Below are 14,585 nucleotides of genomic sequence, written 5' to 3'. Positions count from 1 at the left end.
GGGCATGCGGCCGGTCAAGGATTGAAGTACTGGAACAGCGACATGCCCTGCATGGCCGTGAACGTCTTCTGCGCGGCCTGCAGCGACACCTGCTGCTGGGTGAACTGTGAAATGGCAGTGGTGTAGTCCACCGATTGCAGCTTGGAGATCTGCTCCTTCAACTGCTCTCCGTAGTTCGAGCCGCTGCTGTTGAGCGTGGTGATCTGCGCCTGCTGCGTGCCCACCGTCACCTGTGCCTGCAGGGCGACTTGGTAGGCGTTGTCCAGGTTGCCCTGCGCGGTCTGTACGGCCTTCTGCAGGTTGGCGACGTCGGTGGCCTGGGTAGCTGGGTTGATCGGGGTGGACAGCGCCGTGATCAGGTTCTCGTACGTCTTGAAGATGCTCTGATTGGCGGCGGGGTTGGACGGGTCCGTATTGGCGATGCGCACGAACACCGAGTCACCCGATACGGAGTTCGGCATCGAGATGTTCTGCGAGACCTGCACCGTGGGCGGTTGGCCGGAGCCGACGTACTGCACCGAGCCCGCCGTGCTGACAAACGGGTCGGTCGTGCCGTTGGCACCTCCGAACAGCGCCACGCCCGAGGAGTCGCGCTGGTTGGCGGTCGCCAGCAACTGCTGATACTGCTGCTTGACCTGCGCCAGCACGCCGATGCGTTGCGAATCCGTCATCAGCGAGGTGTTGGCCGACACCATCGACTGCTTGCCCTGCTGCAGCGTGGTCACCAGGTTGGTCAACGCCGAAGACACGGTGGTCAGGCGCGCGTCGGTGGCGTCGCGATTGGTCTGAAACTGGTCGTTGGCGTCCTGCGTCTGCTGCAGTTGTGCCATCTGGCCAAAGGCACTCGGGTTGTCGCCCGCGCTGTTGAGCGCGATGCCGCTCGAAAGCTGCTGCTGCAACGTGAGCAGGCTCGACTGCGTGCTCTGCATCGAGGCAGCGGACACAGCAAAGAATTGGGCAGTACTGACTCGCATGGTCGATCCGGACGGAAGGCTCTAGAGCGTTATCGACAGAAAACCAGGATTCTTCAATCGTTCGATCGAACTCAACCACCGGCAATCGATAGCAAGCTGTCGAACAGCGTGTTGGCGGTCTGCATGACCTTTGCCGACGCCTGATAGGCCTGCTGATATTTCATCAGGTTCATCGCCTCGTCATCGAGGTTCACGCCCGAGACTGACTGCTGTTGCGAGGTCGAACTCGCCAGCAGCGCCTTCTGCGAGGTCAGGTTGCTGCTGGCCCGGCTGGCCTGCACGCCCACCTGGGTGACGAGGTTGTTCCACGCCGTGCCGATCGAGTTGGTGCTGCCATCGAGCAGCGTGGCGTTGCGCAGCTTGGCCAGCGCGCTGGCGTTGCCGTTGTCGGTGCTGTTGGCCGTGTTGGCCGAGAGGGTGAACGTGTCGCCATTGCCCGGCGTGCCCGACAGCGACATCTGGATGCCGTTGAACGAGTACGTCGCCCCTTGCGTGTAGGGTGCCGAGCCGCCGGTATAGGTGGTGGACGTACCGCCCACCGTTACGGTTACGCTGCCCGGGAAGCCCGAAAGCGAGCCCCCCGCGGCGGAACTGTACGTCAGCGAAAGCGGCGAGGTGAGCGGCGCGCCGGCATAGGTGCTGTCCACGCCGATGGACGCCACGGTGGCGCTGCCCGTGTTGTTGCTGCCCTGGTTGAGCACCACCGGCGTGGCAGCCGCCACGTTGTGGTAGTCGGTGGTCAGCGTCTGCATGGTCGCCGCTGCATTGGCGGTCGGGCGCACCAGGAACGAATCGCCGCTGTTCATCGTGCCCGACAGGTTGAGCGTGACGCCATCGACGGTGGTCGGCCAGCTTGTCACCGTCACCGAAGCCGAGCCATCCGGGTAGTGCGAAACGGTGTAGGTGCCGCCCTGGTACTTGACCTGGTAGTCGTAACCCTGGCCGGCGTTGGCGTTGGTGATGCTGGCCGTGAGCGTGGCGCTGCCGGTGTTGCTGCTGCTGGCAGCGACACTGGGGCCGGCCACCGAGAACAGGTTGGTGCCCATGTTGCCGTTGGCGTCCATGCCCAGCTTGTTCTGCGCGTTCACGTCTGCCGACACCGCTGCGGCCAGACGGCCCAGGCTGTTCTGCGCCGGAATGAGTGTGTTCTGGCGGAAATTCATCAGACCGCCCAGGGCGCCGCCGCCCAACTGGCTGTCATCGATGGTGACGGTGCCGGCCGGGCTCTTGTAGCCGACCGAAAGCTGCGTCGGGTCGTACTGAGACGGCACCGCCGTCAACTGGTAGCTCTGGTTGCCCTGCACCAGCGCCTGACCGTTGCCCACGTAGATATTGAACTGGCCGTCGCCGGTCTGCACCACGCTGGCTTTGATCGATTGGTTGAGCGTCTGCACGAGCTGGTCGCGCTGGTCTCGCAAGTCATTGGCGGGCTGGCCGGTGGAGGCCTCGGCCTTGGCAATCTGATCGTTGAGCGAAGCGATTTGGGACGCAACGCTGTTCGCGGAGCTGATCTGCGTCTGCACCTGCGTGTTGACCTGGTTGGTCAGCGAGCTGAGTTGGCCGGCAATCGAATTGAAGCGGCTCTGCAGGCCCGACACCGCATTCAGGAAGACCTGGCGTGCAGTGGTGCTCGACGGGTTGGATGCCAATCCGTCCGCGCCGTTGAAGAAGCTGGTGAGCGCCGAGCTCAGGCCGCTGTTGCTGTCCGACATGTACTTGCTCAGGCCGGAAACCAGGCTGTTGAGCTGGTCGGCCGCGCTCGTGGCGGCCTGGCCGTTCTGCACCTGCGCGGTCAGGAACTGGTCATAGATGCGCTTGACGGTCGTGACATTGGCGCCCTGACCCAGATAGCCGACACCGGCGTACAGCGGAATGTTCTCCGTCTGCACGCCTTCCTGGCGCGAATAGCCGGGCGTGCTCGCGTTGGCGATGTTGTTGCCGGTCACCTGCAGGTTGATATCGGCAACCCGCAGGCCGCTCGCGCCAATATTCAAGAGGGAGCTGCTCATATTTGTCTCGGTGCAGGCAGCGCGCAGCCGCCAAGATGGACCCTGGAAAGGACATCGGCCGACTCAGAGCAAACTTGAGCCGGCCGATACTATTGATTTTTTATTTCGATAGCGTTCTCAAACAATCTGCTTGAGCACCGCCATGATCTTGTTGGCGTAGTTCGGGTCAGTGGCATAACCGGCGCGCTGCAAGCCCTTGGCAAACGACGCTGCGTCGTTGCCGTTGCCGGCCGCCACCACGTGGCTGTAGCGCGGATTGTTGGCCAGCAGGTTGGCGTAGTCCTTGAACGCCTCGGCGTACGAGCTGTAGGCGCGGAACTTCTCCTTGACCTTGTGGGCGACGCCGCCCACGTATTCGGTGGTCGTCACCTCGGCGGTCTTGCCCGTCCACGAACCGCCGGCCTTGATGCCGAACAGGTTGTGCGTGTTCGTACCGTCCTTGGCGCGGATCTCCCGGCGGCCCCAGCCGGATTCCAGCGCGGCATGGCCGATCATGAAGCTGGCCGGAATGCCGGTTTCCTGCGCGGCCTGCGAGGCGTGGCCGATCAGCTTGTTGTAGAAGCTGGCCATGCGGCTGCCACTCGGCTCGGACGCCACGGTGGACAGATCGACATCGGCCAGTGCGTTCATGCCCTTGCCTTCCGCTTCGGCTTGCTTGCGCAGGGCGGCCAGGGCGCGCTGCACGCGCTCTTCCAGGCCGGGTCGCGGCACGGTGCTGATGCCCGAGCCGTCGTCGTCCGCACCGGAGGCGGCCGACGCGGCCATGCTGTTGAGCGACGAGCGGGCGATGGCCTTGGCTGCGTCGGTTGCGGAGCCGGCGGCTCCGGGCAATGCGGTATTCGTGGCGGTGGTGCTGGACAGCGCGGTGTTCACCTTGCCGCCGGCATCCGGGTTCACGTGGTTGGCCTGGCGCAGCATCTGCTTCAAAAGCTGGTCGGCCACGCCCACGCCGCGCGACGCCATGGTCTGCGAGAGTTGCTGGTCAAGCATCGACGTATACATCTTGCTCGACGACGAATCGAGCGGCCCGTTCTGCGGCGATGCATCGCGCATCTGCTTGAGCATCATGTTCACGAAGATCGCGTCGAACTGCTTGGCGACGGTCTTGGCGGCGCCGGTCGGGTCGGTGCGCGCGGCCTGCTTGAGCGACTCGAACCCTTGGGAGTCGAGCGCCAGGCGGCTGGAGAGATCGGTCGGGTTCATCAGCGTGCCTACGTCAGATGATTTCGAGTTCGGCGCGCAGCGCGTTGGCCGCCTTCATCGCCTGCAGGATCGAGATCAGGTCTTGCGGGTTGGCACCGATCGCGTTGATGGCCTTGACCACATCCGCCAGGCTGGTGCCGCCCCTGACGTTGATGAGGCTGCCACCCTGCTGCTTGACCTCGATGTTCGAGCGCGCGCCCGCCACCGTCTGGCCTTGCGAGAATGGAGCCGGCTGGCTCACCACCGGCTCCGTGCTGATGGTGACCGACAGGTTGCCGTGCGCCACGGCGCAGGGCTCGAGCTTGACGAGCTGGTTCATCACCACCGAGCCGGTGCGGGCGTTGACCACCACACGCGCGGCGGCCAGTGCGGGCGTCACCTCGATGTTCTGCAGCTTGGCGACAAAGCCGACGCGGTCCGACGCCAGTGCCGGCGCACGCACGTTGATCGTGCGGCCGTCGGCGGCCTGTGCGGTGTCGGCGCCGAACTGCTTGTTGATGGCATTGACGATGTTCTGCACGGTACCGAAATCGGTCGTACCGGTATCGAGCTGGACGTTGCCGGCCTCGCCCACCGTGGCGGCCACTGCGCGCTCGACCGTCGCACCGTTGGCGATGCGACCGGCGCCGAGCTGGTTGATCTGCACCTTGCTGCCATTGGCAGACGCACCAGCGCCGCCAATGACCACGTTGCCCTGCGCCAGCGCGTAGAGCTGGCCGTCCACGCCCTTGAGCGGCGTGAGCAGCAGCGTGCCGCCGCGCAGGCTCTTGGCGTTGCCGATGGAAGACACCGTCACGTCAATCATCTGGCCCGGCCGTACGAAGGCAGGCAGCGAGGCCGTCACCACCACGGCAGCGGTGTTCTTGAGCTGGATGCTCGCGCCGGGCGGCACGTTGATGCCGAACTGCGTGAGCATGTTGTTGAAGCTCTGGATGGTGAACGGCGTCTGCGTGGTCTGGTCGCCGCTGCCATCCAGCCCGACGACGAGGCCGTAGCCGATCAGCGCGTTCTCGCGCACGCCGGCAATCGTGGTCAGGTCTTTGATGCGGTCTGCATGCGCCGTGCCCGCCAATGAAGCGAAGGCGATGAGCGCGGCGCCGAGGATTCGATGCAATGTCATGGCGGGGCCCTCAGAACGGCGACACAGTGAGGAAGAACCGCGACAGCCAGCCCATCTGCTGGGACTCGGCCACATAGCCGGTGCCGCGGTATTCCATGCGTGCATCTGCCACCTGGGTCGACAGCACGGTGTTCTGATTGTTGACTGTCGTAGGGTTGACCACGCCGGAGAACTTGATCGACTCGGTGCCCTGGCCCACGGCCATCTGCTTCTCGCCGCTCACCACGAGGTTGCCGTTGCCGAGCACCTCCACCACCGTCACGGTGATGGTGGCGGTGAAGTTGTTCTGCGCACCATTGGCGCCCTTGCTGTCGAACTTGTTGGCGTCGGTGGCCGACACGCCCAGCAGGGACAGCACGCCGGCGTTCATGCCCGCGAAGGTCGGCACCGAAGCGCTCATGCTGCCGCTGCGGTCCACGCTGCCGGACATCTGCTTGCTGGCCGCAGTGTTCTCGGTGATCACGATGGTGATGGTGTCGCCCACCATGTGCGCACGGCGGTCTTCGAACATGCCGCGAAAGCCGCCGCTGCCCGATGCCACTTCCTGGTAGATCGCCCCGTTCTGGCGCGGGGCCATCACCGGCATCGGCGGGCGCGCGGTGGTCGGACCCTGCACGATCGGGGCCGGCGGCGGCAGCATGCCGCACGCGGTGGCGAGCACAGCCGCCGTGCCGAGCACGGCCAAGCGAACCATTCGCGCGATTTGAAGCGGCTCACGCTCGGAGGAAACCCGTCTTGGCGCCAACACATGCGCGCAGACGGTTTGGCCGTTCCCTGCCCTTGATGGCACCTTGAATTTTTGTAAGCGGGCGGAAGAAAGGCGGGGAACTGTTTGAGCGAAGCGAGTTTTCCCCGCCTCCGCCCGGTTACGAAAACTCAAGGAGTCTTTCGCCATCTCGGGCGCGCCTTTCTTTGCTTCCTTTCTTTGGCAAGACAAAGAAAGGGAGTCGGCCCCGGCAGGGGACGGAACCGGGGATGCACCAACAGCATGACGGGTAACCGGGGGGGTTCGCATCACATCACTTCCTTAGAGCTGCGACAGCTTCTCCAGCATCTGGTCGGAGGTCTGCACCGACTTGCTGTTGATCTCGTACGCGCGCTGCGTCTGGATCATGTTGACCATCTCTTCCACCACGTTCACGTTGGACGTTTCGACGTAGTTCTGGTTGAGCGCGCCCACCCCGTTCGAGCCCGGGTTGGCCAGGTTGGCGGTACCCGACGCTTCTGTTTCTGCGTACAGGTTTTCGCCCATGCTGCGCAGGCCGGCCGGGTTGATGAAGTTGGCCAACTGGAACGTGCCCACCTGCGTGTTGTTGACCGTGCCCGGCGTGGTGACCGTCACGACGCCGTCTTTGCCGATTGTCAGGCTGGTGGCGTTCTGCGGCACCGTAATGGCGGGCTGGATCGGGTAGCCGCTGGAGGTCACGAGCTGACCCTGCGCGTTGACCTGGAAGCTGCCGTCACGCGTATAGGCCAGCGTGCCGTCGGGCATCTGCACTTGGAAGAAGCCGTTGCCGTTGATGGCCACGTCCGTGGAGTTGCCGGTCTGCTGCAGGTTGCCCTGCGTGTGCAGACGCTCGGTGGCGACGATGCGCGTGCCGGTACCGATCTGCATGCCCGAGGGCAGCGTGGTCTGCTGCGACGACTGCGCACCCGGCTCGCGCACGTTCTGATACAGCAAGTCTTCGAACACGGCGCGAGAGCGCTTGAAGCCGGTCGTGTTGACGTTCGCCAGGTTGTTCGAGATGACGTCCAGTTGCGATTGCTGGGCGTCCATCCCGGTCTTGGAAATCCACAGGGAGCGAATCATGTTCGAGTCCTTGGTTAATTCAAATCAGGCCCGCCTGCTCAGGCGTGGCGCAGCAGTTCGTTGGCCGACTGGGCGTTCGTGTCGCTCGTCTGCAAGTGCTTCATCTGCATCTCAAGCTGGCGCGAGATTTCAATCATGTTGACCAGCGAGTCGGTCAGGTTGACGTTGCTGCCTTCCAGCGCCCCGCCGGTAATGCGCACCTTTTCGTCCACATTTGCATCCTGGCCGTCGCGCTGGCGGAACAGGCCATCAGTGCCACGGTCGATGTTCGACGGGTCGATGCTGACGAGCTTGAGCCGGCCCAGTGCCACGGGCGGCGTGCGGCTGTCGGCGCTGATGGCGTTGACGGTGCCGTCCTTGGCAAACTGCACCGTCGTGTCTGGCGGTAACGTAATCGGGCCGCCGTCGCCCAGCACCGGCTGGCCCGACAGCGTCTGGATCGTGCCGTCTGCACCCAGCTGGAAGGTGCCGGCGCGGGTGTAGGCCTCACCACCATCGGGCGTCTGCACGGCAAAGAAGCCTTGCCCGTCGATGGCCACGTCCAGGCTGCGACCGGTGGTCTCGATCGGGCCGGGCGCGAGGTCCGTGCCGATGGCCGAGGCCATCACGTAGCTACGCGTGGGCGAGCCATCGCCCTGCACGCCCACCGTATGGAATGCGTCGATCTGCGCCTTGAAGCCGGTGGTGCTGGCGTTGGCAAGGTTGTTGGCGCTGGCAGCCTGTTGGTCGAACAGATGCTTCACGCCGGTCATCGACACGTAAATCGAGCGGTCCATGCGGAGCTCCTGCTTCTAGTTAGCGCATGCTGACCAGCGTCTGGAGGATGGTGTCCTCCGTCTTGATGGTCTGCGCATTGGCCTGATACGAGCGCTGGGCAACGATCATGTTGACCAGCTCTTGACTCAGATCCACGTTGGACTGCTCCACCGCCGACGACTGCAGCAGGCCGAACGAACCCATGCCCGGCGTACCGAGGTTCGGTGCGCCCGAGTTGGACGTTTCCACCCACTGGTTGCCGCCGATGTTCTGCAGGCCTGCCGGCGCCTTGAAGTTGGCCATGGCAACCTGGCCCAACACTGAAGTGCGGCCGTTGGAATAGCGCGCGGTAATGGTGCCATCGGTGCCGACCGAATAACTGGCCAGGCGGCCGGTGGCGTAGCCATCCTGCGTCACGCCGGGGGCCGTGTCGTTGTAGCCGCCGCCGTATTGCGTGGTGCCCGTGAAGTCCATGCTGGCGATGCTCATGCCGCCAAAGGCTACGGCAATCTTGCTGGGCGACGAGGTCAACACGCCGCTGCTGTTGAACGTGAGCGAGGTGACGGGGTTACCGCCGGTGGGGTTGGCGCCATCCACCTGGGAGTACACATCCCAACCCGTAGCGGTACGCACGTAGTAGTTGGTCAGCATGTGCGCCGTACCCGTGCCGTCATACACCTGCTCCGACACCGAGTGGTTGAACGTCGCCGAGTTGGTGGCCGAGAACGGCGTGGTGGTCGGCTGCGTGGCGCCCGCGTCCAGGTTGACGCCGAAGGCGGTGTTGGTGGTCGCCAGCGGTGCCAAGTCATTGACCGGGATCTTCAGGTTGGTCAGCACGGCCGTGTTGATCTTGCCGGTGGTGTCCACGCCGTAGCCGGTCAGGTTCTGGCCGGTAGCGGAGATGATGTAGCCGTTCTTGTCGGTCTGGAACTGGCCGTTACGCGTGTACGACACCTGGCCGCTGCCCGAGTCAACCATCCGATAGAAACCCGTGCCGTTGATGGCGATGTCCAGCGGGTTGCCGGTGATGGTCACGTTGCCTTGCGTGAACGACTGCGACACCCCCGTCACGCTCACGCCCTGCCCGACCTGGGTGTCGGTGGCGCCGACCAGCGAACGTGCATACACGTCGCCAAACTCGGCGGTCGACTTCTTGTAGCCGACCGTGTTGGCGTTGGCCACATTGCTACCGATCACGTCGAGGTTTTTGGAGGCGGCATCGAGACCGCTCAGGCCTTGCTGGAATCCCATTGTGTTCTCCCGTGGAAGACTGAAAAGCGCGAGGTCAACCCGCGACTGAACCGTTACTGGATGGAGGCGACGTCGGACAGCTTGGCCGTCCCGCCGGATGCCAACACCAATTGCATGGTGCCGTTGTTGATGGTCACGCCGGCCACCTTGTCGGTGCCCAGGGCGTTTGCGGTGGTGGTCTGGCCGCCCAGCGTGGCCGAGACCTTGATCGTGTACGAGCCGTCCGCGAGCTGGTTGCCCTTGTCGTCCTTGCCGTTCCAGGTGTAGTTGCCGCTGCCGGCAGTCATCTGGCCCAGGTCGACGGTGCGCACCGCCACGCCGGCTGCGTTGGTGATGGTGACGACCACGTCGTCGGCGCCGTTGGGCACCGAGACGCCAAAATTGGCCTTGCCGGAAGCCAGCGTGAGCGCGGACGACGGCACCTGCACGGTCCGGCCGATCATCGACGACGCCTGCGTGGCCGCGTTCTGCGTGAGCATGCTGGACATCGTGGTGTTCAACTGCTGGATGCCGTTGACCGTGTTGATCTGCGCAAGCTGCGAGGTCATCTGCGAGTTGTCCATCGGGTTCAGCGGATCCTGGTTCTGCAACTGCGCAACCAGGAGCTTCATGAACGTGCTCTGCAGATCGGTGCCGTTGGTAATGGCCAGGTTGTTGCTGGTGTTCGTGCTGGTCGTGCCCGTGGTGCTGCTGGTGTTCGTGGCGGAAGTCACAGTCATGTTCGTGTCTCGCTAAGGTTGGCGTCTGACAGTGGCTATTGGCCCAGTGTCAAGGCCTTGGAGGCCATCGTCTTGGTGGTGTTGGCAACTTCCACGTTGGCCTGGTACGAGCGCGAGGCAGAAATCATGTTGACCATTTCGTCCACCACATCGACGTTCGGCATGGTCACGTAGCCGTCGGCATCGGCCAGCGGGTTACCCGGCTGGTGCATGCGCTTCATGGGGGTGACGGTGTCTTCCACCACGCGGTCGACCGACACGCCGGTGGCGTAGCCGTCGGACTCCTGCGCGGGCGAGAACACCACCTGCTTGGCGCGGTAGGCCGTGCCGTCCGGGCCGGTCACGCTCTCGGCGTTGGCCAGGTTGGAGGCCACCACGTTCATGCGCTTGGACTGCGCGGTGAGCGCGCTGCCAGCCACATCCATCACCTTGAATAGCGACATGTTGGTTCCGCTGTCTTCAAAACTGTTGCCGGTTCGAACCGGTTTGCCTGCATGGCGGCGGTCTCCGGGCCAGGCCGCCAGTCCAAGACCGTGCGCCGGACCCGGAGCGCCACACAGTTCCCGCCCCTCTTTCGCCGCGCTGCACTTCCGCGCGGTCGTCTTGCTTCTTCGTGTCGTGCTAGCTGTTCTGGATGGCCGCCAGCATCGACTTGATCTTCTGCGTCACGATGGTCAGATCCGCCTCGTAACGCACCGTGTTGTCGGCAAAGCGCATGCGCTCACCGTCCATGTCCACCGTGTTGCCGTCGATGGACGGTTGCTGCGACGTGCGGTATTGCAGCTCGCCCTGCAGCGCTTTTGTCTGCTGCGAGAGCGACGCCAGCATGGGCGTCACCTCGCCCGCCGGCGCACCGGCGGTCGTGAGGTGGCCCGATGCCGTGGCCGTCATCGGCAGGCTGTTGCCGCTTTGCTGACCGACCGCCGCCTGCAGCGCCGACTGGAAATCGAAGTCGCGCGCCTTGTAGTTGGGCGTATCCGCGTTGGCAATGTTCGAGGCCAGGACCTGGTGCCGCTGCGAACGCAAATGCAGCGCCTGCTCCTGAAAACCGAACAACTGATCCAGCTTGTCGACCATGTCTGTCATTCCTCGCGCGTGGCGTCATGGTTGTTGCCGCCACCCGCCGCAGGGTTTGTCTTTCGAATTCCGTATTCACGTATTCCGCGGGGATGGAGGAACCGGCATCGGCGGCCCCTTCAAAACCGCCGATGCCGTCTCCAGAACCGCTGTATTGCTGAGAAGCCGTCATGCATCCTCAGTGGCGAAGCGCTGTCTGCGGGTCCGGAGCCGGCCGGGAAACCAACTACCGGAGCAGGCCGCGCGACCAGAAAGCCAGCACCGCGCAGCGCCAGGGACTTCACCACGTTGCAAAGTCTAGGGGCCGGCTGCCAAGAGCATTCGTCCGAATAAGGGGGGGATTGGCCGACATTTCCGCATTTGGCGCTCGCACGCGCGTGGCTACACTTCACCGGACTTTTGATGGAGGGCTTCCATGTCCACGCGGTTTGCTCACAGCGCCCACACCCTGACGTTTGCCGTTGTTCGGCGCGGGCAGGCCATGGCCATGCCGCTGGCCGTGCGCCAGCGCGAGGTGCTGCTGATCCTGGCGCTGGGCCTGTTGGTAAGCCTTCTGGTCAACCCGATCCTGGCGCGCGCGCAGGGCATGGTGCGCGTGGGCTATGCGCCGGCGGCCGCCGCCCCGGCCACACAGCCCGCCGCAGCGCCCACCACCATCCAGGGCCCGAACGCCATCCACATGCAGATCCAGCAGCAACTGCAGTCGCAACTGGACATCCTGGGCGGCACCAACGACGCGGGCGCGCCGCGCGCCTCGGTGGAAGTCGGCCCAGTCGACCCGCGCGTGGCCAATCAGCCGTGCGACCAGATCGACTTGATGCTGCCGGCCGCCAACCGCCTGCGCGGCCGCATACAAGTGGGCGTGCGCTGCCGCTCGCCGCATGCCTGGGCAGCGTGGGTGCCGGCCACCATCCAGATCACCGGCACGTATTACGTGGCCGCGCGCCAGTTGCCGCCTGGCAAGACACTCGACATGGGCGATCTGGAGGCCCACACGGGTGACTTGTCGATGCTCCCGCCTTCGGTCGTGCAACAGCCGGCTGATGTCGTAGGGCGTGTGCTGCTCACCAGCGCGGCCGCCAACCAGCCGCTACGCACCGAAAACCTGCGGCTGCCGATCGCCGTGCAGGCCGGCCAGACCGTCAAGCTCGTCGCCGAGGGCGGCGGCTTCCAGGTCACCAGCGACGGACGGGCCATGAACCAGGCGGCGGTAGGCCAGGTAGCGCAGGTGCGCACGGCCAACGGCAACGTCGTTTCCGGCATTGCGCAGTCCGCTGGTGTGGTTGCGATCCAGTTTTGAGATTGATTTGAGATCTATTGGTCACATTCGCATTGTGACGGGCAACCGAACTTCCCCGCTAAAGTTTGCGCGGAGGTTGGCCGATATGGGAGGTAGGATGAACGCTCTCTTCGGAGACACCCGTGAAAATCAACCATATCGTCAACAATGCGCCGGCCATCGCGCAGACCAAGGACGCTGCGTCCGGGTCGACGCGCACCGCGGGCACGGCCAGCACCTCGGCCACGAGCTCGACGCGCCACAGCAGCCAGGACACGACCGTGCCGTCGCTTTCGGTCCATCAAGTCTCGCGCCAGGTGGGCAGCGGCGACTTCGACGCAGCACGCGTCGAGCAGATTCGCAGTGCCATCCAGAACGGCACGCTCAAGATGGACGCAGGCAAGATCGCCGACGCGGCGCTTTCCGACGCACAATCGCTGCTCTCGGCGCAATCCAGGAAGGTCTGACGGGAGCCTCCCGTCGCCTATCCCCCAATTCTGATGACGCTGCCGGCCCGCTTGGGCTGATCGCGGCGGGGCGGTGTGCCGACTGGCGGCTGCCCAAGCTCCCAAGCTAGAGAGGCTGTCGCGATGGACAATTCGCTGCTGATCCGCACCCTTTCCGACGAGCAGGAACTGCTGCGCGCCGCCACCCTGACCCTGGAAGCCGAGGCCCAGGCGTTGCGCGATGGCGACATGCCGGAGCTCGAACGTGTCACCCAGACCAAGCAGAAGCAGCTCGTCGCCCTGGGCGACGCCGACCGCGAGCGCCGCCTGTGGTGGGCGCAGCATGGCGGCACCGATCCATACGGCCTGGTGAAATACCTGCGCGCGGACGCAACCGCCAGCCGGCTGTTCGACGAGAACCTGGCGCTGGCCCGCACGCTGCGCCAACGCAACCTCGACAACGGCACCCTGATCGACCTGCGCCTGCGTGCCACGCAGAACGCGCTGTCGGTCCTGCACGCCGCCAACAACGGCGGCGGCACGCCCTACGGCCGCGACGGCAAGCAACCGCTGTCAATGCCGCGCTTCTCCGTCGTCGCGCAATAAGCCGCCAGTCCGCCACGACATCGCCCCTCCAGCGGGCGAACGCCACTTTACGTTCACGTCAATGGGGTTGAAGTGGGGCTAGCTGCGCCCGCTTGATCCTGCTATCTATACGGGTCTTGCACACCACCTGTCGGGGTAAACAAAAAGGTTTACATCCCATTGACGGGTGCAACAAGCATGCTGGGGATTTATTCTGCGTATTTTGGCGGGGTATATCCTCCGCGCCTGGCGACATAAACAAGAAAAACCGGAAGGAAATCGCGCCTGAATGGCGTATCAAGGTTTTGGCCCGGCAGCACCACACCCTGGTGACCGCCGGTTGAACGGGGAAACATACCAAAACCGCGCGTCATTGCGTTTCCACCTGCCGTGTCTGCACGAAATTGGATCTCGCCGATCCAAATAGGCGCGGTGACGGCTTATTCCGGGAATGGGCAAACAACCATAACCAGACAGGCGGCGCAGTGAAATCAATCGTTGTAGAGGCACACCCCTTGGTGCGTGCGGGCGCGACTCACGTTTTGCAATCCTTGCCGGCCATTTCCGAAGTCGTCAGCGTCGACCCGGACGAGGCTCTATTTGAAAATCTCGCGGCGCATGCGGACGCCGAACTGGCCCTGATCGGACTGCCCGTACCAGGCATCGACGATCTGCCTGCCCTCTCGCGGCTGCTGCAGCAGCCGCATCCGAGGCATATTGCCGTGCTGGGCGAGGCCGACTCGGCCGCGCACGTACGCGCGCTCATGCAATTGAATATCGCGGCTTATCTGCTCAAGAGCTATTCGGGCAAATTGATTGCGGCAGCATTGGAATTGGTGCTGGCCGGCGGCCGTTATGTGCCGGCTTCGATTGTGCTGGCCCGACCGGAAGCGACGGCGCCCGGCCCGTCCAGTGCCAGCGGCGATTGCGCATTGCTGGGGCTCACGCAGCGCCAATATGAGATTCTGGTTCTGCTCTCGCGCGGTCATCCGGTCAAAACCATCAGCCGCATGCTCAGCATCTCGGAGGCGACGGCCAAGGCGCATATCAATGCGCTGTATCGCCGACTGGAGGTGCGCAGCCGCACCGAGGCCGTCTTCGTCGCCACGCAGCGAGGCGCCATGCTGCTGAACCAGCCCCACCTGGCGGCCGAGCCGCCACCCGCGCGCGTCGCGCGTACCGGCTAACACGGCTTGACGTCTCCCCAACAAAAAAACGGCGCCCGGAACCCCGAACGCCGCTGCAAGTACGCGCCCGCGCTGTCGACACGCGGGCACTGACAAGGAAAGCCAGCCGCTTAGAACTTCGCGCGGATGCCCACCCCGAAGGTATCGGCCGTGCTCAGGCTCGTCACCT

At 64.3% G+C, this 14,585-nt stretch carries 15 protein-coding genes; 4 read left to right on the top strand and 11 right to left on the bottom strand.

The window, feature by feature from the left end; all coding sequences use genetic code 11:
• Positions 1 to 14: 14 nt before the first annotated feature.
• The 11 genes from flgL to flgB form a co-directional block, all read right to left on the bottom strand.
• Positions 15 to 974 (bottom strand): flagellar hook-associated protein FlgL, encoded by a 960-nt coding sequence (gene flgL, locus B4F51_RS18625; RefSeq protein WP_296227937.1) that lies wholly within the window; start codon positions 972 to 974, stop codon positions 15 to 17.
• 71 nt (positions 975 to 1,045) lie between these two features.
• Positions 1,046 to 2,983, bottom strand: coding sequence for a flagellar hook-associated protein FlgK (gene flgK / locus B4F51_RS18620; protein WP_296227936.1), 1,938 nt, complete (start codon positions 2,981 to 2,983; stop codon positions 1,046 to 1,048).
• 117 nt (positions 2,984 to 3,100) lie between these two features.
• Complete coding sequence (gene flgJ, locus B4F51_RS18615; RefSeq protein WP_296227935.1) at positions 3,101 to 4,186, bottom strand: flagellar assembly peptidoglycan hydrolase FlgJ; 1,086 nt, start codon at positions 4,184 to 4,186, stop codon at positions 3,101 to 3,103.
• Positions 4,187 to 4,199: 13 nt separating this feature from the next.
• Positions 4,200 to 5,306, bottom strand: coding sequence for a flagellar basal body P-ring protein FlgI (locus tag B4F51_RS18610; RefSeq protein WP_296227934.1), 1,107 nt, complete (start codon positions 5,304 to 5,306; stop codon positions 4,200 to 4,202).
• 10 nt (positions 5,307 to 5,316) lie between these two features.
• Entirely contained in the window at positions 5,317 to 6,000 is a 684-nt protein-coding gene (locus B4F51_RS18605) for a flagellar basal body L-ring protein FlgH (protein ID WP_296227933.1), read from the bottom strand.
• Between the two features lie 333 nt (positions 6,001 to 6,333).
• Positions 6,334 to 7,116, bottom strand: a complete 783-nt coding sequence (flgG, locus tag B4F51_RS18600; RefSeq protein WP_296227932.1) for a flagellar basal-body rod protein FlgG — start codon at positions 7,114 to 7,116, stop codon at positions 6,334 to 6,336.
• Between the two features lie 38 nt (positions 7,117 to 7,154).
• The gene (gene flgF, locus B4F51_RS18595) at positions 7,155 to 7,892 is read right to left on the bottom strand and encodes a flagellar basal-body rod protein FlgF (protein WP_296227931.1); all 738 of its coding nucleotides are present in this window, start codon (positions 7,890 to 7,892) and stop codon (positions 7,155 to 7,157) included.
• Between the two features lie 19 nt (positions 7,893 to 7,911).
• Positions 7,912 to 9,123 (bottom strand): flagellar hook protein FlgE, encoded by a 1,212-nt coding sequence (gene flgE, locus B4F51_RS18590; protein WP_296227930.1) that lies wholly within the window; start codon positions 9,121 to 9,123, stop codon positions 7,912 to 7,914.
• A gap of 53 nt (positions 9,124 to 9,176) precedes the next feature.
• Entirely contained in the window at positions 9,177 to 9,842 is a 666-nt protein-coding gene (locus B4F51_RS18585; protein ID WP_296227929.1) for a flagellar hook assembly protein FlgD, read from the bottom strand.
• 35 nt (positions 9,843 to 9,877) lie between these two features.
• Positions 9,878 to 10,285, bottom strand: coding sequence for a flagellar basal body rod protein FlgC (flgC, locus tag B4F51_RS18580; protein WP_296227928.1), 408 nt, complete (start codon positions 10,283 to 10,285; stop codon positions 9,878 to 9,880).
• 178 nt (positions 10,286 to 10,463) lie between these two features.
• Complete coding sequence (gene flgB, locus B4F51_RS18575) at positions 10,464 to 10,919, bottom strand: flagellar basal body rod protein FlgB (protein WP_296227927.1); 456 nt, start codon at positions 10,917 to 10,919, stop codon at positions 10,464 to 10,466.
• Between the two features lie 415 nt (positions 10,920 to 11,334).
• Between flgB and flgA the strand changes: the two genes are divergently transcribed.
• The 4 genes from flgA (at position 11,335) to B4F51_RS18555 (ending at position 14,416) form a co-directional block, all read left to right on the top strand.
• Entirely contained in the window at positions 11,335 to 12,219 is an 885-nt protein-coding gene (gene flgA / locus B4F51_RS18570) for a flagellar basal body P-ring formation chaperone FlgA (protein ID WP_296227926.1), read from the top strand.
• 122 nt (positions 12,220 to 12,341) lie between these two features.
• Positions 12,342 to 12,665 (top strand): flagellar biosynthesis anti-sigma factor FlgM, encoded by a 324-nt coding sequence (flgM, locus tag B4F51_RS18565; RefSeq protein WP_296227925.1) that lies wholly within the window; start codon positions 12,342 to 12,344, stop codon positions 12,663 to 12,665.
• A 123-nt stretch (positions 12,666 to 12,788) separates the two neighbouring features.
• A complete protein-coding gene (locus B4F51_RS18560; protein ID WP_296227924.1) occupies positions 12,789 to 13,250 on the top strand; it encodes a flagella synthesis protein FlgN in 462 nt (153 codons plus the stop codon).
• A gap of 464 nt (positions 13,251 to 13,714) precedes the next feature.
• Positions 13,715 to 14,416 (top strand): LuxR C-terminal-related transcriptional regulator, encoded by a 702-nt coding sequence (locus B4F51_RS18555; protein WP_296228140.1) that lies wholly within the window; start codon positions 13,715 to 13,717, stop codon positions 14,414 to 14,416.
• Positions 14,417 to 14,585: the final 169 nt, after the last annotated feature.

Origin of the sequence: Ralstonia sp. UBA689, assembly GCF_002298975.1 — a bacterium.
In the GTDB taxonomy this organism is placed as follows: Bacteria; Pseudomonadota; Gammaproteobacteria; order Burkholderiales; family Burkholderiaceae; genus Ralstonia.
Note: the sequence above shows the minus strand (reverse complement) of the source record. Positions and strands in the feature narration are given on the sequence as shown.

What these genes read in the sequence shown, in the direction of transcription:
- flgF (WP_296227931.1), bottom strand. Translation starts at nt 7,892, where the DNA reads ATGGACCGCTCGATTTACGTGTCGATGACCGGCGTGAAGCATCTGTTC.
- flgJ (WP_296227935.1), bottom strand. Translation starts at nt 4,186, where the DNA reads ATGAACCCGACCGATCTCTCCAGCCGCCTGGCGCTCGACTCCCAAGGG.
- B4F51_RS18610 (WP_296227934.1), bottom strand. Translation starts at nt 5,306, where the DNA reads ATGACATTGCATCGAATCCTCGGCGCCGCGCTCATCGCCTTCGCTTCA.
- flgK (WP_296227936.1), bottom strand. Translation starts at nt 2,983, where the DNA reads ATGAGCAGCTCCCTCTTGAATATTGGCGCGAGCGGCCTGCGGGTTGCC.
- flgG (WP_296227932.1), bottom strand. Translation starts at nt 7,116, where the DNA reads ATGATTCGCTCCCTGTGGATTTCCAAGACCGGGATGGACGCCCAGCAA.
- B4F51_RS18605 (WP_296227933.1), bottom strand. Translation starts at nt 6,000, where the DNA reads ATGGTTCGCTTGGCCGTGCTCGGCACGGCGGCTGTGCTCGCCACCGCG.
- flgL (WP_296227937.1), bottom strand. Translation starts at nt 974, where the DNA reads ATGCGAGTCAGTACTGCCCAATTCTTTGCTGTGTCCGCTGCCTCGATG.
- flgC (WP_296227928.1), bottom strand. Translation starts at nt 10,285, where the DNA reads ATGTCGCTATTCAAGGTGATGGATGTGGCTGGCAGCGCGCTCACCGCG.
- B4F51_RS18560 (WP_296227924.1), top strand. Translation starts at nt 12,789, where the DNA reads ATGGACAATTCGCTGCTGATCCGCACCCTTTCCGACGAGCAGGAACTG.
- flgE (WP_296227930.1), bottom strand. Translation starts at nt 9,123, where the DNA reads ATGGGATTCCAGCAAGGCCTGAGCGGTCTCGATGCCGCCTCCAAAAAC.
- flgB (WP_296227927.1), bottom strand. Translation starts at nt 10,919, where the DNA reads ATGGTCGACAAGCTGGATCAGTTGTTCGGTTTTCAGGAGCAGGCGCTG.
- B4F51_RS18585 (WP_296227929.1), bottom strand. Translation starts at nt 9,842, where the DNA reads ATGACTGTGACTTCCGCCACGAACACCAGCAGCACCACGGGCACGACC.
- flgA (WP_296227926.1), top strand. Translation starts at nt 11,335, where the DNA reads ATGTCCACGCGGTTTGCTCACAGCGCCCACACCCTGACGTTTGCCGTT.